We start from the raw sequence: 24,721 nt of genomic DNA, 5'->3' as shown, positions 1-24,721 counted from the left end.
AGAACGCGTTTCGGGACAAAAGCGCCTGTTGCTTCCCTTCGGACGCCCGGATCCGCTCACCCTGCCAGCGGGCGACTTCAGCGCACTGATGCGTCCAGCGTGCTCATGAAGCGCACGCTCAACCCCGGCGCGATGAAATAGTCGAGCGTACCTTTTGCGCCAAGGAAGTATCCGTGCCCGACCTCGTCGGGCACCGCATTCTTCTGCAGAAACAGCGTGCCGGCAGCGGTCCGGCTGTCGCCAGGATTGGTCTGCGTGATGCCACCGCTCCAGTCAAAAGAAAGCTCGAGAGTCGCCATTACGTCTGACGAGAAACGCCTCAAACCGACGTGCTTCCAGCCCAAAGTGCGCACGCATATTGAACCCGGCGCGAGAATGAGTAAGATGCGCGAAAGGCGATCGACAAGAATATGTAGCGCGGGGGTGACCAGATGCAACGGAACGAGTTGATTCCATCGGCATTAGTCGACGACATCTACGCCGCAGCACTGGGCGATCAGAGATGGGAAACCGTGCTCGACGGCTTGAGATCGTCGGTGGGCGTGCGCATGGCCACGCTGCTGTCGTTCGACGAGGCGGCGAGAATACCGGCCATCGAGCTCGCCGCGGGCGACGACGAGCCGTGGGTCGCCGAATGCCACCACGCATACAACACCGAATTCTATTTGTATGACCCAGTCGTGCCGGTTGCCGGCAACTGGCCTGCTGGGCGCTGGTTCGAGGACGTCAATCAACTGTCCCGCCCGCAACGCGCGCATAGCGTGTTCTACCAGGAATTCCTGAAGCCATACGGGATCGGCAGCATCTCCGGGCTGTATATCCATCGCGGCGAGGGCACCGGCGCATTCCTCAGTGTACAGAGCGGCCCCGAATCGCAGGGCCTGTCGGACGCGCAGCGTGACGCGATCGAAAGCATGGGCGCGCACATCAGCCGCGCGTTGCGGATTCAGGCACGCATCGGCGAACTCGAAGCACGCGTGGCCGCCGCGGAATCGGCGCTCGATGCGATTCCGGTGCCGGTGTTCTTGCTCGGCGCGCAGCGCGAACTCCGCTATACGAATCGCGCGGCCGATCAACTGATCGCGGCGGAACCGGCGCTGCGTATCGTGAACGGGCGCTTCGCGCCGGAAGGCTGCGTCGACGATGCGCAATGGCGGCATGCATTCGCGCGCGGTGGGCTGTTGCTGCGCCGTACGACGGGCGAACCGCTGCCGCTTGCGCTGATGCCCGTGCCCGAACAGTCGCGCCTCGTGCGCGAACGGCCCGGTGTGGCGGCACTGATTACCGCGGCCGACCTGCGTTCGCCGTCGGCGCGCGCGCAGCGGTTACGCGTGTTCTATGGGTTGTCGTCGGCCGAAGCCGATCTCGCGGTACTGCTGTGCTGCGACGGGAACTCGCCGCAGGAATGCGCCGAGCTGCGCGGCGTGTCGATCGGCACGATTCGGTCGCAGATCAAGTCGATCTATGCGAAGACGGAAGTGGCGCGGGCGGCGCAGTTGACGTCGTTGGTTATGCAGACGTGATCAGGTTGGGTTTAGATTGATGACGTGGCCGATGTCTGAGCCATAGAACTGCACGCCGTCGTCGATGGCTTCGTCCATGCCGCTCGCTTCCATCAGTGCCCCCGAACCGACACCGATCGCGGTCACGAGCGGCGTCGCCAACCCGACTGTGGCCGACAAGCTCCCCCCTGAACGACGTGTGCTGGATCGGGTCTGCGAAGCGCGCGGCTGCGAGGTGCTCCGCGCTCACGACGTGATCCAGTCATGCTATCCGTAGGCGTAGCGAAACTCGCCGAACTAGAAACCCGCCACGCGGGTGCGCATGCCGTCCCGATCAGATCGAAACGCGGCAACGGCCGGACAGTGTATGTCGGGACTATTTACGATAGTCGAAGGTCCCCACAAACGCCACACGACTACGCAGCCGTTGCCCGCCAACGTTCGGATAGTCAAAATCGTACAAGAGGATCAGCCCGTCCATCCCGGGCTGGCGCATCTGAGTGAGTCGGCGAAACAGCTCGTCGGCAAAAGTCTCACCATAGGAGAACTCTTGCAGTTCATCCGCCAGTGTGTCGTTTCCCGATGAAAGTATTGACGCCTCTCTAAAGTCGTCGTCGAACCAAGAGATGCCGATTTCACTCCAGAACTGGTTCGTCGAATTTCCGCTAGGGTCGTAGCCGGTTTCAACGTAATGTATAAGGTCATGTGCGCCAGAGAACTTTCCAATCCACGCTGAAACCTTTAGGTCCTTGTGCATGTGTCCTATCTCCCCTTCGGGCGCAGACCGCAGGTAAATCGTCAGTACCATTCGTGAGGCTGTAGCTTGCCCAATTTTGCAAATGCCTCACAAACGTCCCATAGTCGTTCGACGAATCGGTGAACCCGAGAAGCTCGTTGTACGCAGCCTTTGACCCCGTCATTCCGCGTCGCCACGTAAGGTTAATACCACCAGAGGAAGGCGATGCGCGACTCACGCGCGAGCCGCTCGAGATCGTCGGCGGTCAGGTAGCCGTGCCGGAGCGGCCGGGGCTTGGGATCGAACTCGACATAGCACAGGTCGAGGCCGCGCATACACTGTATCGGGAAGTCGGCGGCACGGCGCGCGACGATGCGGCTGCGACGCGCTATCTGGTGCCGGGGTGGACGTACGATCCGAAGCGGCCGAGTTTCGAGCGGGGATGATGGCGGGTGCCGTGGGCCTCGCGCGAAAACGGCGCAGGCCCGCCGGCCGGACGCGTTTCTTTTTGTCGCTGTCCCGGCCGGCTCGGCCAACTTGCGTTATCGACTTCAGCCCCGTCAGGATGGGGTTCCACGATCTGCTCCAGGTTTGATAATCAAACTATCATCCATAAGTCGATTTCTGCATTTATCCGCAAACTCATTAGCCAGCGCTTTGTTTTCTGAAAACCCCTTCGCCTGGGATTCGGTTATTTCGTAATACTCCTCGTAATCCACCATGCCATTGACAAAGGGAATCGACAGGTAGTAAGTGCCTGAGTCCAGCTCAACCCCTATCGCGTACCTATCTTCCCTGGAGAAAAAAATATCCTTGAATTTCACGCACCCCCTCGATTGATGTCAATCGGAGTTACTGTATATTGCGATGGAGATATGTTGCCCATATCTATAACCGCTTCCAAATTTCCGGTTGGCAGTTTGTGGCCGGGAATCCAAACTCGATCCAGCGCTCAGCCAGCGTCGCCCCATCCCACATGAACTTCACGGTTTCGCGACCGCCGAGTTGCAGCTTTTCGATCCGGCGATTGAAGGTATCGTAGCGGTACAGCCAGACGCCGCGTTCAGGCGTCACTTCCGACGGCAACCCAGGCCCCGCCGCCTGTTCGATACGCCCCGTCGGGTCAAACCGATAACTCGTCGTGCCATAACGCTGATCACGCTTCTGGACCACGTCGCCCGATGCATCGTATTGCCACTGCTTCGCAAGCAACTCGTCGCCCGCCCGGCCTCGCTGCGCAGCGTGCCGCGCACGACGACCTACTGCGTCATACCCGAAATGACTCGTCAGCTTGCCCTGCGTCCGCAGAACCTCGCGATGCAGATCATCCCGTTCGATGTCCGCAACTGCCGCACCATCGAAACGAATCTGGTGCACGTGTCCCGAACCGTAATGCAGCCAATCGATCGTCCGCTCACCGGAAATCGTCGTGCTGACGCGATTCCCAAGCTCATCGTAGGTGTGTGCGAGCCAGCCCGTCGGCGTGTACTCCTCGACGACCTCACCACGCGCGTCGTATTTCAAGCTGACCCGATTCTTCAGCGACGACCCACGCGCGGCAAGCGCATACAGCTCGGCCGATGTGATTCGGCTTGCCTTGTCATACAGATATTCGCAACGCTCATGCATTACATACGATATCGCCTCGCGCCAATTAGCGACTTCCCTTTGGCGGTTCCCAATATTTTGCCCCCTGAGAATTCGTCAAATTCTCCAAAAAATCCTCAAGCGAATCCGCCACTCGCGGCCAGTCACCCCTACAATCCAAAGGCAAAGCAACGTAAACAGCTCCAACGGAATCCATCAAAAGCAAATCTGAATCCCCACAAAATCGAGCAAACACAACATCGCCATCGAGAAAATCTCGATTCCTGATCTGCCTTTGCCTTGCCGTTTCTTCAATCGCCTCTTGAGGTGACAATACCTCAACCCCCCATTGCCCGCACTCATCATCCTTGAATAAATCTGCTCGCTCGGATATTCCCCAAAACTGCATGAGCTCATACGCGGAATCAGAAATACCCTCGACCATCACACCACTGGCAATTCCGTCAGCAAAATTGGATCTCAGCAAAAATGGACATTCCTGACCAAAATGAATAGCCTTTCTCGCAAAAGACCAATCCGATTTCATTTTCTCAACGAGAACATTCAATTTATTCATAATCCGCCACCGACACTTCACCCCAGGCAGCTGTCAACCTCTGCTGCGCCCGCGCGATCCACTCCTCCTGCACTGGTTTCCCCACACCTTGTAGTGAGCCTGCCAGAGCAGTTCGCCATCGTCGTCAGTCAGTTCCTCCGGGAACCCGAAAACGTCGTTGTGGAAGTAGTAAACCGTATCCCGTACATCCGCATCGTTAGCCGCCGCCTTCCCTTCATCAATCCGAGCAAGCTCAAGGAATTCCGGGACTGAATAGCCACTCGTGATATTTCATTTTATCTTGATCAGATACCCCACCGACAACAAGATCTTGTGCAAAAATTTTCTGCGAATTCATTTCGCCATCAACCGGATTCTCGGTATACCTTCCAATCAGCTCGAAACTTTCCAAATAGTCAATCCGATTTATCAAAACTTCGGCACATGCAACCAATCGCGCCACGTTGTGTTCAGCACACCATTTGATCAAGAAAGATAGCCCTGCCAGCAAATCGGTCGCCCCTTGGGCGGCAGCATCGTCATCCATTTCAACTGCATCAGGGTCCCAGTCCACTTGCTCCAGATCATTTAATGGATTGGCGCTTTCATTTCCATTCCATACTTGATCCAGGTAGTCTCTGACTCGTTGTTTGATCTGTGTACTCGTACTCCCCATATGCATGGCAAGGAACTCGAATATTGAGTCATCGTGTGCAAGTCCAATACAACACCAAACACCAAAGCGAGCAAGGTTTTCGCGCTTCCCTGCAGCAAGAATTGATTCGAGATATTGTTTATGCGTCTCGATATCGAACATAATTATCTCCTAATCAAAAATCCCACCAGCTTGCTCCACGTGGGGCTGGCATGACGGACACGATGCATTCCTTTGCAATCCGCCCCAAGAGATACCCCAGCGACTAACCTCAGCACCTTCGGGAAGATTGCGCAAAATAATTCGCTCTGCATGGTTTTCGAGCTTATCAAAACCATCGATAGAATTTTTACCATAAAAGATATTCTCTTCTGGTACTCCCATCTTCATAAGTGCCTGTCGTTGTGCTGGACTTAGTCGCCCCCCGCTTCCCGCTGCAAACAGCTGTGGCTTGCCATTCACCTTGGCTTCGACGATCGAGACCGTTGAATTTCGTATTGAGCGCGCATCCCCACCACCGGCCAAGTTATGGACCTCCTGAGCTTTACCGCTAAGCTCCCCACATGCCCAGCCCCACGGATCGATCCACACCAACGGGTTGGCAGCGTACCGGTAGAGGTTCGTTCCACCCAGCAGACCGATCGGATCCGGGTTGATGAACCGCCCGATATCAGGATCATAGAACCGGAAAGTGTTGTAGTGCAGCCCCGTCTCGCGATCCAGATACTGCCCCTGGAACCGCAGGTTCTGTGACCGCGGCGCACGAGTCTGCGCTGGTGCGGCCGCGGACACTTCGTTCCAAGACGGTGTCGCCCGCTTCGGCACCCGCGCGATCCACTCCTCCTGCACCGCATTGCCCCACACCTTGTAGCGTGCCTGCCAAACCAACTCGCCACCGGCGTCAGTCAGTTCCTCCGGCAACCCCGAAACATCGTTGTGGAAGTAGTAAACCGCATCCCCTGCATCCGCATCGTTCGCCGCCGCCTTCCCTTGATCGATCCGAGCAAGCGGCACATAACTATTGGACTCGTACAAATACGTCAGCGCTTCCTCGCCCTGACGATCGTGATACGTCTCCTGCACCAACCGCATGCCGTCCCACAGGAAATCCGTACTCGCATAACTGCCATTGAGCTTCCGAACCCGTCGGCCAAACGCGTCGTATTCGAAATGTGTGGTCGATATACCAAGCCGGTCCTTCGTTACGACGGTCTTGAGCTGATTCCAGTCGTCATACTCAAGCACCAGTTCTTTAGCAGGCCCATGCCCGCTCAGCTTGCGAACCAGCCGCCCATACGCGTCGTACTCGAAGCGCTTGTCCTCGAACATCTTGAGCCGGTTGTGCTCGACATAGCCACCGGGGTGATCGCTCGACACCAGATTCGCCGCCGCATCCCAGCGAAACACTTCCGACGGCAACCCGGGCCCCGCCGCCTGTTCGATACGCCCCGTCGGGTCATACCGATAACTCGTCGTGCCATAGCGCTGATCACGCTTCTGGACCACGTCGCCCGCTGCATCGTATTGCCACTGCTTCGCAAGCAACTCGTCACCCGCCCGGCCTCCCTGCGCAGCGTGCCGTGCACGCCGCCCTATCGCGTCATATCCTAAAAATACTCTTTCAAAACATCTCCGTCGAACGACTTATTCCCCGACACCTTTCTACCCAGCAAATAATCAACATCCAGCCCATCCAAGCCAATACCATTTCTCTTCGCCGCAAAAGCAATAGTCAGAAACGGGTATGAATAGTAGCTTGGGTTTTCCATTACATCCCGAACCAACCCAGAATCAATCTCTATCACATTGATCACCCTCGGCAAATAGATTCCCATCACTTTTTCACATATCCATCGACATGCCGATTCAATTTCCACCTCATCCCGCGGCAGATCAATGGCCCCACCAATATTCGGCGAAAACGACTTTACCGTTTCCATAGAGGTATTCATCGCCATAACCAGACCAGTCGGTATCTTCGGCTTATATGGAGGTTTTTTTATTGCATAGAAATCCTGAAGGATAAAGGAATCAGCCGCAGCAGAAAGAATATATCCGTTTGCATTTCTCAGAAACCTGAATCCAATTCGCCCATTACCCGCACCCTCCCGGTCTACTACAATTTCACCCCTCAATACCTTGACACCTCTTTCACTTATATTTTCCTTGAGAATTTCCTGCAACCTCTTTTCAAATACCCTTTTCAATTCCGCGTCCATCTACACACCTCAGTATTTCAGAACATGAAATGTTGCATCATATGAAGTACCACGCTCGCCAAGCACTTCGCCTATGTCTCTGTTGCCAGTCGCGATTTCGAACTGCCCAGTTTTTCCCGCTGAGGGCGTAATTACCCCACCACCAATACCGTCGACGGTATTCGATGGACTCGCCATATCAAATACGCCAGAAGCGCTTTGATTTTTGGTCAGACGCCCAGTCCCATGCTTAGCTTCGAAGACGTGATAGTTGCCGTGGCTGTCCGTCGCAACGAAGTCGGCCCGAATACGCTTGCCGTTCACCTTCATTGTCACCTCTTCAGCAACGACATTGAAGCCGTTTCGCTCCAAGTCATACATCGATTTTTCGCGACCGCGCTTCCCACTCCATTGACTCAGGCAAGTCAAGCCCCACGGGTCAATCCATGTCAGCGGATTCGGCCCATACCGATACTGATTCAACCCACCTGCCAACCCGATCGGGTCCGGGTTGATGAATCGACCTATGTCCGGATCGTAGAACCGGAAAGTGTTGTAGTGCAACCCGGTTTCACGGTCCAGATACTGTCCTTGGAACCGCAAGTTTTGCGGCCGTGGCACATTTGCAGGCGCCCGTGTAGCTGACTGAACCTCACCCCATTTCGGTATCGACGACTGCGGCACCCGCGCGATCCACTCCTCCTGCACCGCGTTGCCCCACACCTTGTAGCGAGCCTGCCAAACCAACTCGCCACCGGCGTCAGTCAGTTCCTCCGGCAACCCCGAAACATCGTTGTGGAAGTAGTAAACCGCATCCCGTACATCCGCATCGTTCGCCGCCGCCTTCCCTTGATCAATCCGAGCAAGCGGCACATAACTATTGGACTCGTACAAGTACGTCAGCGCCTCTTCGCCACTCCGGTCGTGATACGTCTCCTGCACCAACCGCATGCCGTCCCACAGGAAATCCGTGCTCGCATAACTGCCATTGAGCTTCCGAATCCGCCGGCCAAACGCGTCGTATTCGAAATGTGTGGTCGATATACCAAGCCGGTCCTTCGTCACGACGGTCTTGAGCTGATTCCAGTCGTCATACTCAAGCACCAGCTCTTTAGCAGGCCCGTGCCCGCTCAGCTTGCGAACCAGCCGCCCATTCGCGTCGTACTCGAAGCGCTTATCCTCGAACATCTTGAGCCGGTTGTGCTCGACATAGCCACCGGGGTGATCGCTCGACACCAGATTCGCCGCCGCATCCCAGCGAAACACTTCCGACGGCAACCCGGGCCCCACCGCCTGTTCGATACGCCCTGTAGGGTCATACCGATAACTCGTCGTGCCATAGCGCTGATCACGCTTCTGGATCACGTCACCTACTGCATCGTATTGCCACTGCTTCGCAAGCAACTCGTCGCCCGCCCGGCCTCGCTGCGCAGCGTGCCGTGCACGCCGCCCCACCGCGTCATACCCGAAATGACTCGTCAGTTTGCCCTGCGTCCGCAGCACCTCGCGATGCAGATCATCCCGTTCGATGTCCGCAACTGCCGCACCATCGAAACGAATCTGGTGCACATGCCCCGACCCGTAATGCAGCCAATCGATTGTCCGCTCACCGGAGATCGTCGTGCTGACGCGATTCCCAAGCTCATCGTAGGTATGCGCGAGCCAGCCGGTCGGCGTGTACTCCTCGACGACCTCACCACGCGCGTCGTATTTCAAGCTGACCCGATTCCTCAGCGACGGCCCACGCACGGCAAGCGCATACAGCTCAGCCGAGGTGATTCGGCCTGCCTTGTCATACAGATATTCACAACGCTCGTGCGAAGCTTGCTTCGCCGTCAGTTGCCCGATCGCATCGCGCTCGTATCGCGTCTCGATCTGCCCGTCGCGTACGATCGTGCCTTGACCGCACACGTCGTACTCGTACATACGCTTGTGGCCATCGAGACCGATCTGTACGGAAACCAGATCGCGACGGTCATACTGAAAGCGATACGTCTCACGGTTCTCGTTGGTCAAGCTCGCCAACCGGAACGCATCGTCATAACCGAACCGCACGACACGATCCGCCGCATCCGTGCGTGCCAGCAACAATCCACGCGGATTGAGCTCATAACGCGTGCTGCGCTGATTCGCATCGACGGCCTCGACGAGACGTCCCGCCGCGTCGTACCGAAACGTCTGCCGCGCACCATCAGCCGTCCCGATCCCCGTGACCCGCCCCATCGCATCCGTTTCGTACACGGTGGCGTGGCCGGCGGCATCCGTCACCCGCGCAAGCGCCCCACGTGCGTCATACGCAAACCGAGTGGCGTTGCCGGAACAATCGGTATACGAAATCAACTGCGCCCGGCCATTCCACTCAAGGAACTTGTACCCGCCGCGCGCATCGCGAATCGTGTGCACGAGCCCGCGATCGTCGCGGTAATACTCGGTCGCGAACCCCGCCGGATCGCGCGTCATCGTCAGGTTGCCGCGATCGTCGTAGCGATAGATCCAGCGCGCATTGGCCGCATCGGTTTCGGCAACGGGCAGATCGTAGTGCCCGTTCCACTCGGTGCGCTCGACCTGGCCAAGCGCGTCGATGCGCTGCGTCTGCCGTCCGCGCTCGTCATATTCGAAGCGCGTCGTGTTTCCAGCCGGATCGGTCGTACTGACCAGTTGCCGCATCGCGTTCCACTCGAGCGACCATACATGGCCCTCGGCGTCGGTATGACTCGTCGGCTGCTGATCCTCGTTCCACGTCCAATGCGTCACGCGCCCGATCTGGTCGGTGATGGTCACCGAACGCTGAACCAGATCCGCGTCGAACGTGTACGCTTCGCCGTCGTCGGTCCAGTGGCGCACGACACGCGCATCGCGGCCGACGCCCTGCCACGCATAAAAGCACATCAAGCCGCCACGCAGCGTGTGCTGGACCATCAGTCCACGCTCATATGCAAACCGTCGCCCGGTGTGACCGCTCCGATCGGTCACAGCCACCAGCTCGCCCGCAGCGTTGTACGCATAACGCACCAGCGTGTCAGGTTGCTCACCGTCCACACCACGCGTCAGCTCAATGGTGGCAATGCGTCGAGGATGCGGCGCCTCGTAGCCCAGCGTCAGCACGCGCCCCGCGCTGTCGCGCAGCCGCACTGGCCGCACGACCTCATCGGCCGTTTCCTGCTCGACTTCGATCCAGTTGCCGTTGCGATCCTCGAGCCGCCACAGTTTGAGCGTCTCGCTGTCCGCATCGCTGCGAGCACGGCCGAAATCGCGATACACCCCATCGACCGTTTCGACCACGTAGTGGCCGCCTTCGGTGCAAATCAGATAAATGCCTTCCGGCACGCTGAAATGACTTTCGCCGGGCGGCACGGCCGGAAACACGATGTCGCGCCCCTGCTCGTCCCAATATGTGATCGACGTGACCTCGCCATGCTCACGCGCAACCCGCAGCGCAACGCTGATCGGCACGCTCCACCCTGCCCCGAACAGGCTGTCGGCCCGATCATCATGGCTGCTGTAAAAACGCCGCCACACGATCGGCAGCGGCCCGGGCAAAGCGAAGTCGGTGTCGTCCGTGCCGTCGAGAATCTTGCCGCCGGTAATGACGTTGACCGGGTGGCCGGCTGAAGGCCTCGCCAGACTACCGAGCCACGTACCGAAAGCACCGGCCGCAAAATTAATCGCAAGACACGGCACCTTGCTCTTCAGGAACTGCCCCCAGCTCATCTTGCCGCGGCCACACACCGCCAGCGCAATCCCAAGCGCGGCGCCCAACCATCCGAGCCGCGTGGCCGACTTCACGTCCCGCACCCGCTGCGTGCCGCCGCCGATGAAAACGTTATCGGAGCCTTCGGCAATCGTCCCGTCACACGTCGTCTTGTCGCCAACCCGCGAAGCGGGTTGATTGTTGATATAAACGTTCCCCGATCCGTCGGCAATCATCTGCGGCCCGGGATGATCGGTACACGCGACGGTATCGAGATCCCCCGGCTGCGCCGCCCGCGCCGCCGGCTTGTCGTTGACGTAAACGTTCCCCGAACCGCTCGCGATCTTGCCTTTGATCACTGGCGGCGCAATCGCATCGCCCACGGCCTTCGCGCCGTCGTCGATGGCTTCGTTCATGCCGCTCGCTTCCATCAGCGCACCCGAGCCGACGGCCACGCCGACACCGATCGCAATCACGAGCGGCGTCGCCAACCCGGCCGTGCCGATTTCGAGCGCGGCGAGGCCGGCGAACACGAGCCCCTCCATCGCCTCGGCCACCAGCGCGCCGACGACGGCACCGCCGATCATCGACCCGACCGTGCCGACAAGCTCACCCCAGAACGACGTGTGCTGGATCGGGTCTTCGAAGCGCGCGGCCGCGAAGTGTTCCGCGCTCACGACGCGTCACCCGGCCCGAGCAGGGTCGGTCGCGCCGCGCGCGGCTGGAAACTGGCGAGCATCCGGTCGGCGATCGCCTGCTGTTCGTCGGTCAGCGGCGCCGCGCTGGTCAACGTCATCACGAGCACGCGACCGGCGTCGTCCGACGGGAACATGGTCTGCATCTGATGCCACAGCCGGCCGTCGCGCTCGTGCGTGGAATCGATCTGGATACCCGCACGCCCGCTGACCGTGACCGGCCGGCGCGCCTTCTCGGTAAGCATCCTGGCATCGCGCGACGCCACTTCCCATTCGCGCGCGACGAACGCAGCGATATCTTCTCCGTCACGAAACCGCCCGCGGGCGATCACGAGGTTGAGACCGCAGGGGCCGACGTTCATCATCAGGATGTTGACGGTGCGGTCGAGCGCCGCGTCCGGCAGCTCGAAAGTGCCTTCGTGGATTGCGTAGTGCATGGCTGGTTTTGTTCGAGTTATTTGTTGAGATCGATGCGCTTGCCGTTGACCATCACGCCGTCGTCGGTCATCAGGATCACGGAGCCCTTGTGCTCGAGGCGAATGCCTTCCGGCGCGAGCGAGATCGAGCTGTCCTGCACCTTCAGCAGGATGCCGCGCTCGGCCACGTGAACCTGCGTACCGCCGCCCCCGTCCTTGGCCGGCGTCGTCACCTCGACGGTGGTCGCCGTGGTGCTGCGCTTCTCGGCGATCGTCTCGGTCAGGTTGCCCTGCGGAATCTGCTTTTCTTCGCTGCCGGTCGCCACGAGGACGGTACGCATCGGCCCCATCACCTTGTGCGTCTCGTTGTTCTCGACGACGGTGTTCATGTCCTTCTGCGCATGCATGAAGAATTCCTGCATGCCGTTCGTGTCGGTCATGCGAATCTCGTTCGAACCCTGCCCCTTGTGCGTCTGGCTCTTGATCCCCATCGTCTGGCCGGCCGCGCCGTGGTACGGGTTGCCTTGTTCGCCGTTGAACACGCGCCCCACGATCACGGGGTTGTCCGGATCGCCCTGGTTGAACGCCACGAGCACTTCCTGCTTGATCCGCGGAATCGCGGCCGCGCCCCAGCCGTCGCCCGCCCACGGCTGCGACACGCGCACCCACATCGAGTCGGATCCGTCCTTCTTGCCGCGTCGATCCCACGGGAAGTGCAGCTTCACCGCGCTTCCGTTCGTGTAGATTTCCTCGCCCTTCGGGCCGACGACGATCGCCGACTGCGTGCCGTGAATCACCGGCTTCGGCGTCGCGCGCGGCGCACGGTACGGAATCTTCTTCGGCAACAGCGCGAAGCTGTTGCGATACGGCAGCTTGGCGTTGTGCTGCGTGTAATCGTTCACCGCCTCGTGACGCACGTGCAGGATCACGTATTCCTGGTTGTTCGCGAGGACGGGGTGATTCGCGACGGTCACGGCACCGGCCGTCGTCATGCGCCACGCATAGCCGCCACCGGTATAGCGATGAGCCTGCGCTTCTTCGGCTTCCATCGCGAAACGCGCGTAGCGGTTGCCGTCGTCGCCGTGGTCGTACAGCGACTGATGCTCGAACCGCTCGGTCGCGTCGAGCCGCGCGTGCTTGAGGTTCTGCGGCTCGGCTTCCACCAGCATCAGCGGCGACGACGGGTTCTGGTAATTGAAATCGCGAAACGTGACCTTGCCGACCCCGAAGCGCCGGCCTTCGTGCAACTGGTCGATACCGCTGTCTTCACTGGCCTCGGTCGCGGCGAACGGCACGGTGGCGAGCCCGTCGATCGGACGAAACAGCAGGTTCGTGTCGCCGATCACGAGAAAGTGCTTGTCCTTCTCGTAGCGATGCGTCCAGACGAGCCCCTCCTGCTCCATCAGCCGCGCGCAGAAGTTGTAGTAGGACTCCTGGTACATCACGACGTATTCGAGCGGCTTCTGGCTCGTGCGGATATCGAACACGAAGTCGGAAAACTCGTGCTCCTGGAAGATCTCGGTGAGGATGTCCTGCGCGGTCTTGTTCTGGAAAATCCGGCAGTCGGTCGAGCGCGTGAGGAACCAGAACCACGGCACGGCCGTCAGGTGATACTGCGTGACGTTGCCGGGGTTGCCGGCGCGGTCGAACGACGCAACGTAGCCGTCGAAGTAACGGTCGTTGTCGCCGGTGCCCGCTGCCACGACGCGTTCGAGCGTCGACAAGCGCGCCTGCTGGTCGAGCCGGATCTTGACCTGCTGGCCGATCAGGTCCTCCGGGCGCAAGTCATGGCGATGCGACAGCAGGTCGAGGTGGATTTCCGGCAACCGGTTCACGTGTTCGTCGACGACGGCCGCGCTCACCAGCAGCACGTCCGGCCCGAGCGGCGTATCGAGCGTCACGTAGCGATTGAGCTGGGTCAGGCGCGCGGGGTTGGCGGCGCCGTTGATCGCGTCGGCAATCGCGCCGGGCGTCTTGTCCATCAGCGAGAAGCCGGTCTGCGCGAGCTGCATCGCGCGCTGGACGGTGTCGACGTGGCCGGCCAGGCCGGCGAGCGGCCCGAGACTGCCGGCAATACTCGACGCGGCAGGACCGGCAAGGCCGCCGAGCGCACTCAAGGAACCGAGCGCACTACCGCCAAAACCGCCGGGAATACCCCCATTCGGAGCGAAACTCATTCTTTTTCCTTGCTTGTGTTCTCAGGTTCCATCGGCCGGTTCCCCGGCCCGAGGCTTCGATAATGTAGGTCAAAACCCTGCCATGCGAAAGGCACGCCGCAAACGTTTGACTCGCGCCCCGATAATCGGAAACTAGATCAAAGGCTGGGTGCCGGGACAAGGTTGCCCGCGCCGAAGCAGCGCGCCGGTCTGCGCCGAAAACAGCACGACCTGCACGAAACTGGTGACCGGCACGTACGGCGCGAAAAACCGGTCCATCACGTGCGCGAACGCGCCCAGGCTGAACCCGGCGAAACGCTGCTCGTCCACGACCAGTCGCACTTCCAGCCCCTGCACGAACGCCGACGCCGGCTTGCCCGGCAGCCAGCACCGCACACGCGCGGTGGACAACGAGACGAGCGCATCGAAACGCCGCCCGGCGTCGACGGAGCCTTCCGCCCAGCGCGCGCAAAGCCGCCTGAGCTGGGTCAGGCCGCCCTTGTCCAGCCGGATCGCCTGCGGCACGAGAAGCGACAGCAGATCCCACAGCTCCCCGTAGCGGAACGCCCGCGCCTGGCTCCGGGTCGGCCGGTTCAGCAGCATGATCGCGCCCACCGGGTCGCCTTTCGCCAGCGCCAGCTCGCGCGTCGGCATCCCGGACAGGTCGCCCTGGGTACAGGAAAGCCGGATCGCCAGCTTGCGCTTGCCCGGATCGGCAGGTCGGCCGTCGCGATCGGTCAGCTGAAGTTCGACGCCGTGGAGCGGTTCGGGCGTGTCGTCCAGGGCCGGCGTCGGCGCCTTGTCCGCCTGTTTTGACTCGGAATCGGCGGACGGCTTCTTCGGTGCCCGCCTGGCCTCGTCGCGCAATACCGTCCAGAACAACCCCGGGCGAGCGTCCATGCCGTGCCGTAGCGACTGGAACGGCGCCAGCATCGACGTACCGGCGTCGGAAGTCTGACAAACGGTGTCGATCGACCAGATGTCCGTCTGCGACGCGCCTGCCTGGGCAAGCGCCTTCACCGGGTAATACGCGCAACCGGCATACGTCTCGATCGGCTCGGCATCGTCCGGAAACAGGTTGGTCACGGGCGTACAGAACAAGCGCACATGGTCAACCGTCGCGGCGACCAGACGCTGGGCGCGCTGCGAGTCGGGATGCACGCCGGCGATCGCGAGGTGCAGCGCGACGCGCCGACTGTCGCCGGCGGCCCGCTTGAGCGGCCGCATGTCGACGTCGACGAAGTCGAAGCGCTCCGGAACGGCGCAGTACGTCATCAGCAGGTGAAACGGCCCGAGGGTGTCGTCAGGCGGCAGGTCGAGCAGCGCATCGGTCGGCTCAACGCCGACGGCCGTCATCACCACGTCCGGCAAACGCTTCCAGCGACCGGAATCGCCCGCTTCGGCGAAACTGCGTACGGCAAGCAGCAGGGCTGCGTCCGCGAGTGCCGCGACCACCTCGCGCGCGCCGGTGAAATGCAGGCGCAACCTGTCCGGCACGATCGCGAACGTGGCATCCGACGCGGTCAGCTCGAACGTGATGGTCAGCAAACCGGTCGTTTCCGGTGGCAACGACGCGTCTCGCGGTGCGATCGCCGACGTCGTGTAACGAACGGCCGCGACGGTCAGCGGCGCGGTCATGACGTCGTCCGCCATACGAAATACCGCCCGGCCGACGGGTGCGATCAATCGATCGCCGCGACGGATGACGCGGGGTGAGGTCTGCTTGTCGGTGGCGTTGCAATGAAATTGCGCGATCGCACAGGAGGGAAACGCGCGCAGGAACGCGCCGTGCAGCGATTCGAGAAGATCGCGCGTAAACGGCGGCACGTCGTCTTCGAGACGGATGTCGTGTGATGCCGCCATCAACGCGAACGACTGCAGCAGACGCTCGACATGCGGGTCGTCCGATCGCTCGCCGTTGATCGCGAGGCGGGCGGCGATTTTGGGGAAACGCTGCGCAAACGTCTGCATCGAACGGCGCAGCAGCGCGATCTCGCGTTCGAAATGCGGCAGCAGATCGTTGGGTTCGAGGGCCATACACGTTCCGGTCGTCGCCGCGCTGGCCGCATGGCCATGCAGCGTTCAAAAAAACTGGCGGAACGATTTTATTCAGGCAATTGAAATCCTCGTTTCGAATGTGCCGAACGGCTTGCGATCGGGCATGACGGTTTCATGACGCCGATGCGTCCCGGATGCCCTGTACGTCAAGGTCCGCTGCGCGCGAACGAACGCGCGCGCATGTGCCCGGCAATGATGGCAAACAGTTACAACGGACTGCCCTGACGCAGGCCGGTAGCCGTGTATTCACGAGCAACCACCGCGATCGGGGCACGCCGGTGCGCGACGCGCCCTTCACCTCGGCGAAATCACGATCGCCGCCCGCCGGTTCTGCGCCCGCCCGGCCGCTGTGCGGTTATCCCCTATCGGATCGCTTTTCCCCTTCCCGACGATCACGATCCGCTTTCCGTCCAACCCGACATCCACCAGCTCGATGGCAACGACCTCCGCCCGCCTTCTCGACAACTCGAGATCGTAAGCCGCCGCCCCCTCCTCATCCGAGTACCCGTAGACCCGGACCCCATTGATCCCCGCCGACTTCAACGTCCTGCCAATCCGCTCGACGATCCGCCGCACATCCGGCCGGAGGTTATACCGATCGAAGTCGAACAAAATCGGCCCGGTCGACCCGAACTCGAACCCCTGCCCGGTCTCCTGAAAGCCGGCCGACTTCAGCGCCGTGACCTGCGTCTGCGTGAGCCCCCGATGCAGCGGCGCCGTCTTGCACCCGCCCAGCAGCAGGCACAGCAGCACCGCGCTCCCGATACACATCCGCCCCATGCTCACTGGCAACGAGTTTTCCATCATCGACCCCTATGTACGCGCCCGCGCCGCGTGCGCTTTTTATCCCGCTGCCGCGGCCTCGCCCGCAGCGCGAAACGATGGACCTCAAACCGGCCCGGCAACGCCTTCCGCCAGCTGCCACGACCCCGGCCGCGTGCGCTTGGCGCGGTACATCGCGGCATCGGCCGCGCGCAGCAAGCCGCTGGCGTCGGACGCGTGGTCGGGATACAGCGCAACGCCGGCACTCATCATGGTGGCCACCATGCGTCCGTCGGACAGCTCGATCGACGGCACCATGCCGGACAAAATCGCGCCGGCGATCCGGCCTACGCTGTCCGCTTCGCGCACGGCCGTCAGCATCACCGCGAACTCATCGCCGCCCAGGCGCGCGACCAGATCGGTCTCGCGCACCTGCGTGCGCAACCGCGCGGCGATACCGACCAGCACCGCATCGCCCGCGTCGTGCCCGAGACAATCGTTGATTTCCTTGAAGCGGTCGCAATCGAGATACAGGATGGCGACCCGCTGCCGCGTCACCACGGCGTCGCAAAGCGCAAGCGACAGACGCGTCTCGAACTGCCCGCGATTGGGCAGCCCCGTGAGCGCATCGTGCGTCGCCCGGTGTTCGAGCGACGCGTTCTCGTCGCGCAGCGTGTTCTGCCATTCCTCGAATTCGTCGAGCAGCGCATTGAAGTCGTCGCCGAGCTGGTTCAGTTCGGCGATCGCCACGGGCTCGACGCGCCGCGCGAATGCCCGCTCGCGCCGCACGGCGTGCGCGACGCCGGCAAGCGCGCGCAGCGGCGCGACGATGTTGCGCAGCAGACGCTTCGAGCTGACATACGCGCCGAGCACGCTGACGGCCAGGCAGCCGAGAATGCCGCCGATGCCGCCGAGCAGGAATCCGAAGAACTGATGTCCTCGGCCACGCACGATGACCTGACCGACGACGAGGCCGTCGTGCATCACCGGAATGGTCACGGGCCCGGGCAGCGCGAAATCGGCGACGCCGCGCTCGATCCGGGCGATCCGGCTTCCGACGGGCAGCGTCCAGATCGCGAACAACTGGCCTTTGCCATCGATGACCACCACCTGCGCGACGTCCTCGTCGTTGGCGATCAGCGCGATCGCCTCATTCGCCGCGACGCGGTCGCCGAACACGAGCGCTGCCTCGACGGTATAACCGAGCGAGCGGGCCAGCAGGTTCAGGTTGTTGCCGGCATACGCGCGCAACGCGATCACGGCGACGACGATCAACGACACGGCGGCCATCGTCACCGCGACGAACGCGAGGCGCAAATGCGCGCGGCGCAACACGCTTTGCAGCGTCGGGCGCGGCACACGTGAAGACGAAATGGACGGCGCGGAACGTGTCATGGCGTCAGCGGCCGTCGCGCGAGGTTGAGGACGTTCGGATGCACGCGCACCCCGCTGCGCGCGACGGCGTCGAGATTGATGTCGAACGTGACGTGTTCGCCCTCGACCGTGAGGCAGAACATCGCGCCCGCGGTGCAGGACTCGTCGTGTTCGGCGATCGTCAGCACCGGGTGGCCGGCCAGCGCGTTTCTCACCCGCGCGCGCTCGTCGTTGTCGAGGTTGCCCAGATAGACGACGTCGCACGCGATGCCGAGCGCGGAATCGTCGAAGCGAACGCGCTGCACGTCGAGCACGGTCGAGCCGGCCTGCAACGTGTCGGTCAGTCCGCCCGCATAGTCGGGCTTGCCCGTCACGCACAGATGCAGACGAATGGGCGTCGTGGGCCAGCGCGTGAAACTGACGATGCCGAGCACGACCTGGCGCACGGCGGAGTCGTGTGAAGAAATCGCGGAATGGGCAGGACTGACGGGGGGCGCGGCGGCGGCAACGTGTACCGTGTCGACCGGATCGTCGGCATTGGCCGGCGCCCCGGCAAGGACGGCAGGCGCAACGGTCAGAACGCAAACGATTGCGACGAACGCGCGGCGCAACGACGCGACTCGGCCCGGCCGGCCGGACGCCATTCGCGCGACGAATGCCGCCGCACCCGCCGGCGTCGATGCGGCTGCCTGACTCGCAGCCGCCGCGCACACGCTCGCATCCATGATGGAAAATCTGCTGCAGTCGTGCCCGGCGCGACCTGCTCCCTTCATGCGCGTGCAGGCACCGTATCCCGCGCACGATTCCCTCCATCTTAGGTAAAAATCTGCATCCCGAACCAGTGGGATACACCCGCGAGTCATGCAGGAAAGCAGGTTGAATCGGTGCCGGGCGTGACGATGCGGGCGACGTTCAGCCGAACGGCCATGCAGCCGCGACGCAGGCGGATTGATCAGTGGATTGGACACCCGGACGCGTCAACTCCGCAGCGTATGCGTGTGCGGACAAATCGGTCATCGCGCGTCACCCCGAATGCCGGAACCTGCGCATTCCGCTGCCCCACGACCGGGACCACCGCGAACCATCGCGCACGGGCCAGCCGCACCGGGGCCAGCGGCGCACACCCTCTTGGTGCACCACGCCGCCGCGAGTATGCTTTCACTTCATACGATCTCCAACCCGGGCGCGCACACCGCACCGCGGCCACGCGCCCCGCTAACACGGCCACTCACACGATGGACTTCGACGTAATCGTTCTGGGCGCGGGCATCATCGGCGTCTCCGCCGCGCTGCATCTGCAGGATCGCGGACGCAAGGTCGCGCTCGTCGACCGCGGTGCGCCCGGCGAAGGCACGAGCTTCGGCAACGCGGGACTGATCGAGCGCTCGTCGATCGAGCCGTACCCGTTCCCGCGCAGCCCGTTCACGCTGATGCGCTACGCGCTGAACCGCTCGACCGATCTCTACTGGCACAGCGCGTCGCTGCCGGCATTCGCGCCGTGGCTCGCGCGCTTCTGGTGGGAATCGGCGCCGATGCGTCACGCGGCGGCCTCGCGCGACATGCTGCCGCTGATCGAGCGCTGCATCGTCGAGCACGACGCGCTGATCGCACGCGCCGGCGCCGCGGAGCTGGTCCGCGCGAGCGGCTGGATGGAAGCGTTCCGCACGCCGGCCGCATTCGAACGCGCGGTCGGCGATGCCGGGCTCACCGCGCGCCGCCACGGGCTCGGCATCACGCCGCTCGACGCCGCGGCACTGCGTGCGCGAGAACCGAGCCTCGCGCCGGGTTTCTGCGGCGCGCTGCACTGGCTCGACCCGAAGAGCGTGGTCGATCCGTCCGCGCTCGTCAAAACCTACGCGCAACTCTTCGTGCAGGGCGGCGGCACGCTGCTCAACGGCGACGCCGCGAGCCTCGAGGCGCTCTCACCGGGCTGGCAAGTCACGACGGACGACGGCGGGATCGCCGCGCCGGCCGTCGTCGTCGCGCTCGGCCCGTGGTCCGACACGGTGTTCGGCAAGTTCGGCTACAAGATTCCGCTGCGCGAGAAACGCGGCTATCACATGCACTACGCGCCATCCGAACGCGGCACGCCGTCGGCACCAATCGTCGATCGCGAATACGGCTACGTGATCGCGCCGATGCGGCGCGGCCTGCGGCTGACGACCGGCGTGGAAATCGCGCGCCGCGGCCTGCCGCCGACGGGCGTGCAGCTCGAACGCGCGGAACGCGTCGCGCGCCCGGTGTTCGGCTTCGGCGAACGGCTCGACCCGCAGCCGTGGCTCGGCTTCCGCCCATGCACGCCCGACATGCGGCCGGTGATCGGCCCCGCGCCCGCGCATCGCGGGCTGTGGTTCGCGTTCGGGCACAACCATCACGGGCTGACGCTCGGCCCCGTGTCCGGTCGCCTGCTGGCCGAAATGATGACGGGCGAAACCCCGTTCACCGATCCGACGCCTTATCGCGCGGATCGTTTCTGAACCGGTAGCGTGTCAAAGCGCGCTCAGTCGAGCGCGCGGCCGAAGATCTCGATCACTTCGTCAAGATGCTCGGCCATCGCGCGGCGCGCGGCTTCCGGGTCGCGCGCGCGGATCGCGTCGAGGATCGCGCGGTGCTCGAGCTCCGAGCGGTGCGGCATGTCGTTCGGCATGTACAGCGACTGCAGCCGCTGAAACATCAGATCGTATTTGTGCGCGAGCAGTTGCTTGATCATCAGCGCATACGCGGGGTTGTCGCTCGCTTCCGCGATACGGATATGGAACAGCCGGTCGCCCGGATGCGTGAGCGAGCCGCTGCGGTTGTCTTCCTGGTTGCGCAGGAACGCCTCGTGGATCCCTTCGATCTGCGCGTCCGAGCCGTGTTTCGCGGCGAGCGACGCGGCTTCCGGTTCGATCAGCCGGCGCGCCTGCAACAGCGCGAACGGCGGGATTTCGGTGTCGAGGTCGAGCGCGATGCCGAGTTCCGGATCGATCTCGACGATCGAAAACGGCGCGACCTTCGTGGCGGGTTGCGGCGCCGGCGCGGCAGCCGCCTCGGGCTGGCGCACCTTCACGCCGTCGCCGACGCGCACGCTGACGAGCCCGTTGACTTCGAGCGCGATCAGCGCCTCGCGCACCGAGGTGCGCGACACGCCGAACCGTTCGGCCAGTTCGCGCTCGGGCGGCAGATAACTGCCCGGCGGAAAATCGCCGGACTCGATCATGCCGCTGAGCTTGTCGGCGATCTGCTGGTACAGGCGGCGGTTCTGAATCGGCTGGATGGACATACGTTGATACAGGTGAGCGGTTTCGTTGCGAACGGTCTGCGCAATGAAGCGCCAGGCCGTTCGCGCCTATTTTATATGCCGGGCTTCGACGCGCCCGGCACCGCATAGCAACGCGCGGCCGTGCCCCCCCACAAGGCGCCGCGCTCGGCGGCCGACAGCCGCGCTTCGGCCCAGCGCTCGACCAGCGACGCCACTTCGTCATATGACGCCGCGAGCAAACACACGGGCCAGTCCGAGCCGAACATCAACCGCTGCGGCCCGAATGCGTCGAGCGCCGCGTCGAGGCACTGCTCGATGTGCCGGATATCGTTCGCGCGCAGGCCGCGCCGCCAGTCCGTCTCGGTCACGAGCCCCGACAGCTTGCACACCACATGCGGCAGCGCACCGAGCTCGCGCAACCCGGCACGCCAGCGCACGAGCGCGGTGTCGTCGCGTTCGAACCCGGCAAGCGCGGGCTTGCCGGCATGATCGAGCACGAGCCAGTGCGCATCGTGCCGCGCGCAGAACGCGCGCACGTCGCGCAACTGACGCTCGAACACGAGCACGTCGTACACATAGCCATTCGCCTGCAACCAGGCGACGCCGCGATTGAATGCGGGATCCTCGACGAACGCGGCGACGTCGGCTTCGTCCTGCACCTGATGACGAAAGCCGCGCAGCTTCGGGCTGCGCCATTCGGCGATGCGCTCGGCGAGCCCGGGCGCCGCGAGATCCTCCCAGCCGACCACGGCCGCGATGTGCGCGTCGTCGCGGGCGAGGTCGAGCAGGAATGCCGTCTCGTCGCGCCCGGCGCGCGCCTGCACCGCGATCGACGCGCCGAGCGCCTGCGCATGCATCTGCGGCCACAGCATGTCGGGCAGGTAGTCTCGCGCGAGCACGCCCATCCCTTGGCCGATCCACGGATAGTCGGCCGCGCGGTAACGCCAGAAGTGCTGGTGGGAATCGATACGCACTGCGCCCATGGTGTCCTCGTGTTCCGCCGTTACCCGCGCATGACATCACGCCTCGCTCAGTCGTACAACACCGCCGCGATCTTCGGGTCGTCGATGTTGGACTTGTCGTACCAATAGAAACCGGTATCGATGACCTTCGGCAGCTTCTCGCCCTTGATCGCCTTCACGGCCGCCTCGACCGTCTTGTAGCCGATCCCGATCGGATTCTGCGTGATCGCGCCGGCCATCAGCCCGCTGCGGATCGCGTCCTTCTGCTGCTTGCCTGAATCGTAGCCGACGATCACGACCTTGCGCTTCATCTCGCGCACGCCGTTGACCACGCCGATCGCCGAGCCTTCGTTGGTGCCGAACAGGCCCTTGAGCTTCGGATACGCCTGCAGGATCGACTTCGTCACCTCGGTCGATTTCAGCTGGTCGCCCTCGCCGTACTGGACGGTCACGACCTGCACCTTCGGATGCGCCGACTTCATCCGTTCGAGAAAACCGTCGCGACGGTCGATGCCGGTGCGACTCGTCTGGTCGTGCGCGACCACGGCCACCTCGCCTTCGTCGCCGATCAGCGCGGCGAGCTTGTCGGCGGCGAGCCCCGCGGCGGCCTTGTTGTTGGTCGCGGCGGTCGTCACCGGGATGTCGCTGTCGACGCCCGAGTCGAACGCGATCACGGGGATCTTCTCGGCCTGCGCCTTCTTCAGCAGCGGCAGCGCGGCCTTGCTGTCGAGCGCCGCGAAGCCGAGCGCGGCCGGCTTCTTCGCGATCGCGGCGGACAGCATGTCGATCTGCTTGTCGACCATCGCCTCGGTTTCGGGGCCTTCGAACGTCACCTTCACCTTGTAGTCCTTCGCGGCCTGCATCGCGCCGGCTTTCACGGCCTGCCAGAACTGATGCTGGAAGCCCTTCGAGATCAGCGGGATGTAGGTTTCCTGCGCGTGCGCGCCGGCCGTGACGCCGACGGCGAACGTCAGCCCGACGATCGCATTCAACACCTTGCTCCTGATCACTTCGCGTCTCCTTGGTGGGTATCGACTGAAATTGCCGGCCGGGCCGGCGGTGAAGCGGATGCCTGCGCGTCCGTGCGGCGACGTCAGCGGCGACGCCGGCGCAGGATGTCCACGTACACGGCGAGGATGATGATCACGCCGGTGACGACCGTCTGCCACTCCTGTGCGACCGACATGATGCGCAGGCCGTTGGTCAGCACGCTCATGATGAATGCGCCGATGATGGTGCCGACGATGCTGCCCGCGCCGCCCGACAGCGACGTGCCGCCGATCACGACGGCCGCGATCGCATCGAGCTCGTAGCCCTGGCCCAGCGCGGGCTGCGCGGAGTTCAGCCGCGACGCGATCAGCAGCCCCGCGATCCCGCACACCGCGCCGCTGAACGTGTAGACGGCGATCTTCCACGCATCGACGTTCACGCCGGACAGCCGCAGCGCTTCCTCGTTGCTGCCGAGCGCGAACGTGTAGCGGCCGAAGATGGTGCGGTTCAGCACGATCGACGCGCCGATCGCGACGAGGAACAGGATCAGCACCGCGTTCGGGATCGGCAGCGACGGAATCAGGTTGCCGATCAGCGAATCCTGCGCGATCGACGTGAAGCCGGGCGTGTCGTTGAAATAGATCGGCCGCGTGCCCGAGATCACGAGCGACAGCCCCTTGAGCAGCATCATCATCCCGAGCGTCGCGATGAACGGCGGCACCTTCATCTTCGCGATCACGAAACCCGACACGCTGCCCGACAGCGCGCCGAAGAACAGCGCGGCCAGGATCCCGAGCGGCAGCGGCATGCCCCAGTTGGTCAGCACGACGCCGGCCATCACCGCGCAGAACGTCATCAGCGTGCCGACCGACAGGTCGATGCCCGACGTGATGATCACGTAGGTGCAGGCGACGGCCAGCACGCCGTTCACGGCCGTGGCCTGCAGGATCGACACGAGGTTGTCGACTTCGAGGAAGTTCGACGAGGCGATGCTGAAGAACACGATCAGCAGCACGAGGCTCGCGAACGCCAGCAGCTTCTGCCGCGCGGCCGGGTTGAAGAAGCGGGCGCGCAGGCCCGGTGCGGCCGCCGGCGTGTCGCCGGTGGCAAGTGGCGGAACGGGATGCGTATCGTTGGACATG

General features: G+C 62.9%; 23 protein-coding genes and 3 pseudogenes. 4 read left to right on the top strand and 22 right to left on the bottom strand.

Annotated features, from left to right (window positions below; translation table 11 throughout):
* Positions 1-77: 77 nt before the first annotated feature.
* Positions 78-437, bottom strand: a complete 360-nt coding sequence (locus BME24068_RS19750; RefSeq protein WP_162826191.1) for a hypothetical protein — start codon at positions 435-437, stop codon at positions 78-80.
* Here BME24068_RS19750 and BME24068_RS19745 point away from each other — a divergent pair.
* A complete protein-coding gene (locus tag BME24068_RS19745; protein ID WP_096501710.1) occupies positions 432-1,523 on the top strand; it encodes a helix-turn-helix transcriptional regulator in 1,092 nt (363 codons plus the stop codon). The two genes, BME24068_RS19750 and BME24068_RS19745, sit on opposite strands and share 6 nt — an antisense overlap.
* Here BME24068_RS19745 and BME24068_RS35295 read toward each other — a convergent pair whose 3' ends face one another.
* Together BME24068_RS35295 and BME24068_RS19740 are read right to left on the bottom strand one after the other, a co-directional pair.
* Positions 1,524-1,649 (bottom strand): hypothetical protein, encoded by a 126-nt coding sequence (locus BME24068_RS35295; RefSeq protein WP_275404984.1) that lies wholly within the window; start codon positions 1,647-1,649, stop codon positions 1,524-1,526.
* 229 nt (positions 1,650-1,878) lie between these two features.
* Positions 1,879-2,259 (bottom strand): immunity 22 family protein, encoded by a 381-nt coding sequence (locus tag BME24068_RS19740; RefSeq protein ID WP_239007803.1) that lies wholly within the window; start codon positions 2,257-2,259, stop codon positions 1,879-1,881.
* Positions 2,260-2,453: 194 nt separating this feature from the next.
* Between BME24068_RS19740 and BME24068_RS19735 the strand changes: the two are divergent.
* Positions 2,454-2,684 (top strand): annotated as a pseudogene (locus BME24068_RS19735) (glucarate dehydratase); the annotation flags it as partial.
* A 114-nt stretch (positions 2,685-2,798) separates the two neighbouring features.
* Here BME24068_RS19735 and BME24068_RS19730 read toward each other — a convergent pair.
* The 12 genes and pseudogenes from BME24068_RS19730 to tssF all read right to left on the bottom strand — a co-directional run bounded on the left by BME24068_RS19730 (position 2,799) and on the right by tssF (position 16,175).
* Positions 2,799-3,062, bottom strand: coding sequence for a hypothetical protein (locus BME24068_RS19730; RefSeq protein WP_096501712.1), 264 nt, complete (start codon positions 3,060-3,062; stop codon positions 2,799-2,801).
* A 64-nt stretch (positions 3,063-3,126) separates the two neighbouring features.
* Positions 3,127-3,867, bottom strand: coding sequence for a hypothetical protein (locus tag BME24068_RS19725; RefSeq protein WP_239007804.1), 741 nt, complete (start codon positions 3,865-3,867; stop codon positions 3,127-3,129).
* 25 nt (positions 3,868-3,892) lie between these two features.
* A complete protein-coding gene (locus tag BME24068_RS19720) occupies positions 3,893-4,402 on the bottom strand; it encodes an SMI1/KNR4 family protein (protein WP_143331643.1) in 510 nt (169 codons plus the stop codon).
* Positions 4,403-4,435: 33 nt separating this feature from the next.
* Positions 4,436-4,534, bottom strand: a complete 99-nt coding sequence (locus BME24068_RS35540) for a hypothetical protein (protein ID WP_425322066.1) — start codon at positions 4,532-4,534, stop codon at positions 4,436-4,438.
* Between the two features lie 100 nt (positions 4,535-4,634).
* Entirely contained in the window at positions 4,635-5,198 is a 564-nt protein-coding gene (locus tag BME24068_RS19710; protein ID WP_174927099.1) for a hypothetical protein, read from the bottom strand.
* Between the two features lie 9 nt (positions 5,199-5,207).
* Positions 5,208-5,567 (bottom strand): annotated as a pseudogene (locus BME24068_RS35620) (hypothetical protein); the annotation flags it as partial.
* Positions 5,568-5,600: 33 nt separating this feature from the next.
* Positions 5,601-6,644, bottom strand: a pseudogene (locus BME24068_RS19705) (RHS repeat domain-containing protein); the annotation flags it as partial.
* Entirely contained in the window at positions 6,644-7,255 is a 612-nt protein-coding gene (locus BME24068_RS19700; RefSeq protein WP_143331645.1) for a hypothetical protein, read from the bottom strand. The pseudogene BME24068_RS19705 and the gene BME24068_RS19700, both read right to left, overlap by 1 nt.
* Positions 7,256-7,264: 9 nt before the next feature.
* Positions 7,265-11,602, bottom strand: a complete 4,338-nt coding sequence (locus tag BME24068_RS19695) for an RHS repeat-associated core domain-containing protein (RefSeq protein ID WP_244110699.1) — start codon at positions 11,600-11,602, stop codon at positions 7,265-7,267.
* Complete coding sequence (locus tag BME24068_RS19690) at positions 11,599-12,057, bottom strand: DcrB-related protein (RefSeq protein WP_174927098.1); 459 nt, start codon at positions 12,055-12,057, stop codon at positions 11,599-11,601. The genes BME24068_RS19695 and BME24068_RS19690 overlap by 4 nt, the downstream gene beginning before the upstream one ends.
* Positions 12,058-12,074: 17 nt before the next feature.
* Positions 12,075-14,213, bottom strand: coding sequence for a type VI secretion system Vgr family protein (locus BME24068_RS19685; RefSeq protein WP_174927097.1), 2,139 nt, complete (start codon positions 14,211-14,213; stop codon positions 12,075-12,077).
* A gap of 132 nt (positions 14,214-14,345) precedes the next feature.
* Positions 14,346-16,175: a type VI secretion system baseplate subunit TssF gene (tssF, locus tag BME24068_RS19680; RefSeq protein WP_244962176.1), complete on the bottom strand. Its 1,830-nt coding sequence runs from the start codon at positions 16,173-16,175 to the stop codon at positions 14,346-14,348.
* Between tssF and BME24068_RS35080 the strand changes: the two genes are divergently transcribed.
* Positions 16,086-16,313 carry a hypothetical protein gene (locus BME24068_RS35080; RefSeq protein WP_239007825.1) on the top strand — a complete coding sequence of 76 codons (228 nt, stop codon included), beginning with the start codon at positions 16,086-16,088 and terminating at the stop codon, positions 16,311-16,313. The two genes, tssF and BME24068_RS35080, sit on opposite strands and share 90 nt — an antisense overlap.
* Before the next feature lie 231 nt (positions 16,314-16,544).
* On the opposite strand, the gene yfiB is transcribed toward BME24068_RS35080, so the two are convergent.
* The 3 genes from yfiB to yfiR all read right to left on the bottom strand — a co-directional run bounded on the left by yfiB (position 16,545) and on the right by yfiR (position 19,111).
* Complete coding sequence (yfiB, locus tag BME24068_RS19675; protein WP_096502033.1) at positions 16,545-17,054, bottom strand: outer membrane lipoprotein YfiB; 510 nt, start codon at positions 17,052-17,054, stop codon at positions 16,545-16,547.
* A gap of 84 nt (positions 17,055-17,138) precedes the next feature.
* Positions 17,139-18,407 (bottom strand): diguanylate cyclase DgcN/YfiN, encoded by a 1,269-nt coding sequence (dgcN, locus tag BME24068_RS19670; protein WP_174927095.1) that lies wholly within the window; start codon positions 18,405-18,407, stop codon positions 17,139-17,141.
* Positions 18,404-19,111 (bottom strand): regulatory sequestration protein YfiR, encoded by a 708-nt coding sequence (gene yfiR, locus BME24068_RS19665; RefSeq protein ID WP_174927094.1) that lies wholly within the window; start codon positions 19,109-19,111, stop codon positions 18,404-18,406. The genes dgcN and yfiR overlap by 4 nt, the downstream gene beginning before the upstream one ends.
* Before the next feature lie 510 nt (positions 19,112-19,621).
* Between yfiR and BME24068_RS19660 the strand changes: the two genes are divergently transcribed.
* Positions 19,622-20,863, top strand: a complete 1,242-nt coding sequence (locus BME24068_RS19660; protein WP_174927093.1) for an NAD(P)/FAD-dependent oxidoreductase — start codon at positions 19,622-19,624, stop codon at positions 20,861-20,863.
* A 23-nt stretch (positions 20,864-20,886) separates the two neighbouring features.
* Here the strand turns inward: BME24068_RS19660 and BME24068_RS19655 are convergent, their stop codons facing one another.
* The 4 genes from BME24068_RS19655 to BME24068_RS19640 all read right to left on the bottom strand — a co-directional run bounded on the left by BME24068_RS19655 (position 20,887) and on the right by BME24068_RS19640 (position 24,720).
* Complete coding sequence (locus tag BME24068_RS19655; protein ID WP_096501730.1) at positions 20,887-21,648, bottom strand: FadR/GntR family transcriptional regulator; 762 nt, start codon at positions 21,646-21,648, stop codon at positions 20,887-20,889.
* Positions 21,649-21,719: 71 nt separating this feature from the next.
* Positions 21,720-22,610 (bottom strand): L-fucono-1,5-lactonase, encoded by an 891-nt coding sequence (locus tag BME24068_RS19650; protein ID WP_174927092.1) that lies wholly within the window; start codon positions 22,608-22,610, stop codon positions 21,720-21,722.
* Between the two features lie 47 nt (positions 22,611-22,657).
* Positions 22,658-23,599, bottom strand: a complete 942-nt coding sequence (locus BME24068_RS19645; RefSeq protein WP_096501734.1) for an ABC transporter substrate-binding protein — start codon at positions 23,597-23,599, stop codon at positions 22,658-22,660.
* 83 nt (positions 23,600-23,682) lie between these two features.
* Positions 23,683-24,720 carry an ABC transporter permease gene (locus tag BME24068_RS19640; protein ID WP_096501736.1) on the bottom strand — a complete coding sequence of 346 codons (1,038 nt, stop codon included), beginning with the start codon at positions 24,718-24,720 and terminating at the stop codon, positions 23,683-23,685.
* Position 24,721: the final 1 nt, after the last annotated feature.

Source organism: Burkholderia anthina, assembly GCF_902498995.1.
Lineage (GTDB): Bacteria > Pseudomonadota > Gammaproteobacteria > Burkholderiales > Burkholderiaceae > Burkholderia > Burkholderia anthina.
This window is presented reverse-complemented; position numbering and strand designations above follow the sequence as displayed.

What these genes read in the sequence shown, in the direction of transcription:
- BME24068_RS19745 (WP_096501710.1), top strand. Translation starts at nt 432, where the DNA reads ATGCAACGGAACGAGTTGATTCCATCGGCATTAGTCGACGACATCTAC.
- BME24068_RS19740 (WP_239007803.1), bottom strand. Translation starts at nt 2,259, where the DNA reads ATGCACAAGGACCTAAAGGTTTCAGCGTGGATTGGAAAGTTCTCTGGC.
- BME24068_RS19725 (WP_239007804.1), bottom strand. Translation starts at nt 3,867, where the DNA reads ATGCATGAGCGTTGCGAATATCTGTATGACAAGGCAAGCCGAATCACA.
- BME24068_RS19720 (WP_143331643.1), bottom strand. Translation starts at nt 4,402, where the DNA reads ATGAATAAATTGAATGTTCTCGTTGAGAAAATGAAATCGGATTGGTCT.
- BME24068_RS19710 (WP_174927099.1), bottom strand. Translation starts at nt 5,198, where the DNA reads ATGTTCGATATCGAGACGCATAAACAATATCTCGAATCAATTCTTGCT.
- BME24068_RS19700 (WP_143331645.1), bottom strand. Translation starts at nt 7,255, where the DNA reads ATGGACGCGGAATTGAAAAGGGTATTTGAAAAGAGGTTGCAGGAAATT.
- BME24068_RS19690 (WP_174927098.1), bottom strand. Translation starts at nt 12,057, where the DNA reads ATGCACTACGCAATCCACGAAGGCACTTTCGAGCTGCCGGACGCGGCG.
- BME24068_RS19685 (WP_174927097.1), bottom strand. Translation starts at nt 14,213, where the DNA reads ATGAGTTTCGCTCCGAATGGGGGTATTCCCGGCGGTTTTGGCGGTAGT.
- BME24068_RS35080 (WP_239007825.1), top strand. Translation starts at nt 16,086, where the DNA reads ATGCGGGTCGTCCGATCGCTCGCCGTTGATCGCGAGGCGGGCGGCGAT.
- yfiB (WP_096502033.1), bottom strand. Translation starts at nt 17,054, where the DNA reads ATGGAAAACTCGTTGCCAGTGAGCATGGGGCGGATGTGTATCGGGAGC.
- dgcN (WP_174927095.1), bottom strand. Translation starts at nt 18,407, where the DNA reads ATGACACGTTCCGCGCCGTCCATTTCGTCTTCACGTGTGCCGCGCCCG.
- yfiR (WP_174927094.1), bottom strand. Translation starts at nt 19,111, where the DNA reads ATGGATGCGAGCGTGTGCGCGGCGGCTGCGAGTCAGGCAGCCGCATCG.
- BME24068_RS19660 (WP_174927093.1), top strand. Translation starts at nt 19,622, where the DNA reads ATGGACTTCGACGTAATCGTTCTGGGCGCGGGCATCATCGGCGTCTCC.
- BME24068_RS19655 (WP_096501730.1), bottom strand. Translation starts at nt 21,648, where the DNA reads ATGTCCATCCAGCCGATTCAGAACCGCCGCCTGTACCAGCAGATCGCC.
- BME24068_RS19650 (WP_174927092.1), bottom strand. Translation starts at nt 22,610, where the DNA reads ATGGGCGCAGTGCGTATCGATTCCCACCAGCACTTCTGGCGTTACCGC.
- BME24068_RS19640 (WP_096501736.1), bottom strand. Translation starts at nt 24,720, where the DNA reads ATGTCCAACGATACGCATCCCGTTCCGCCACTTGCCACCGGCGACACG.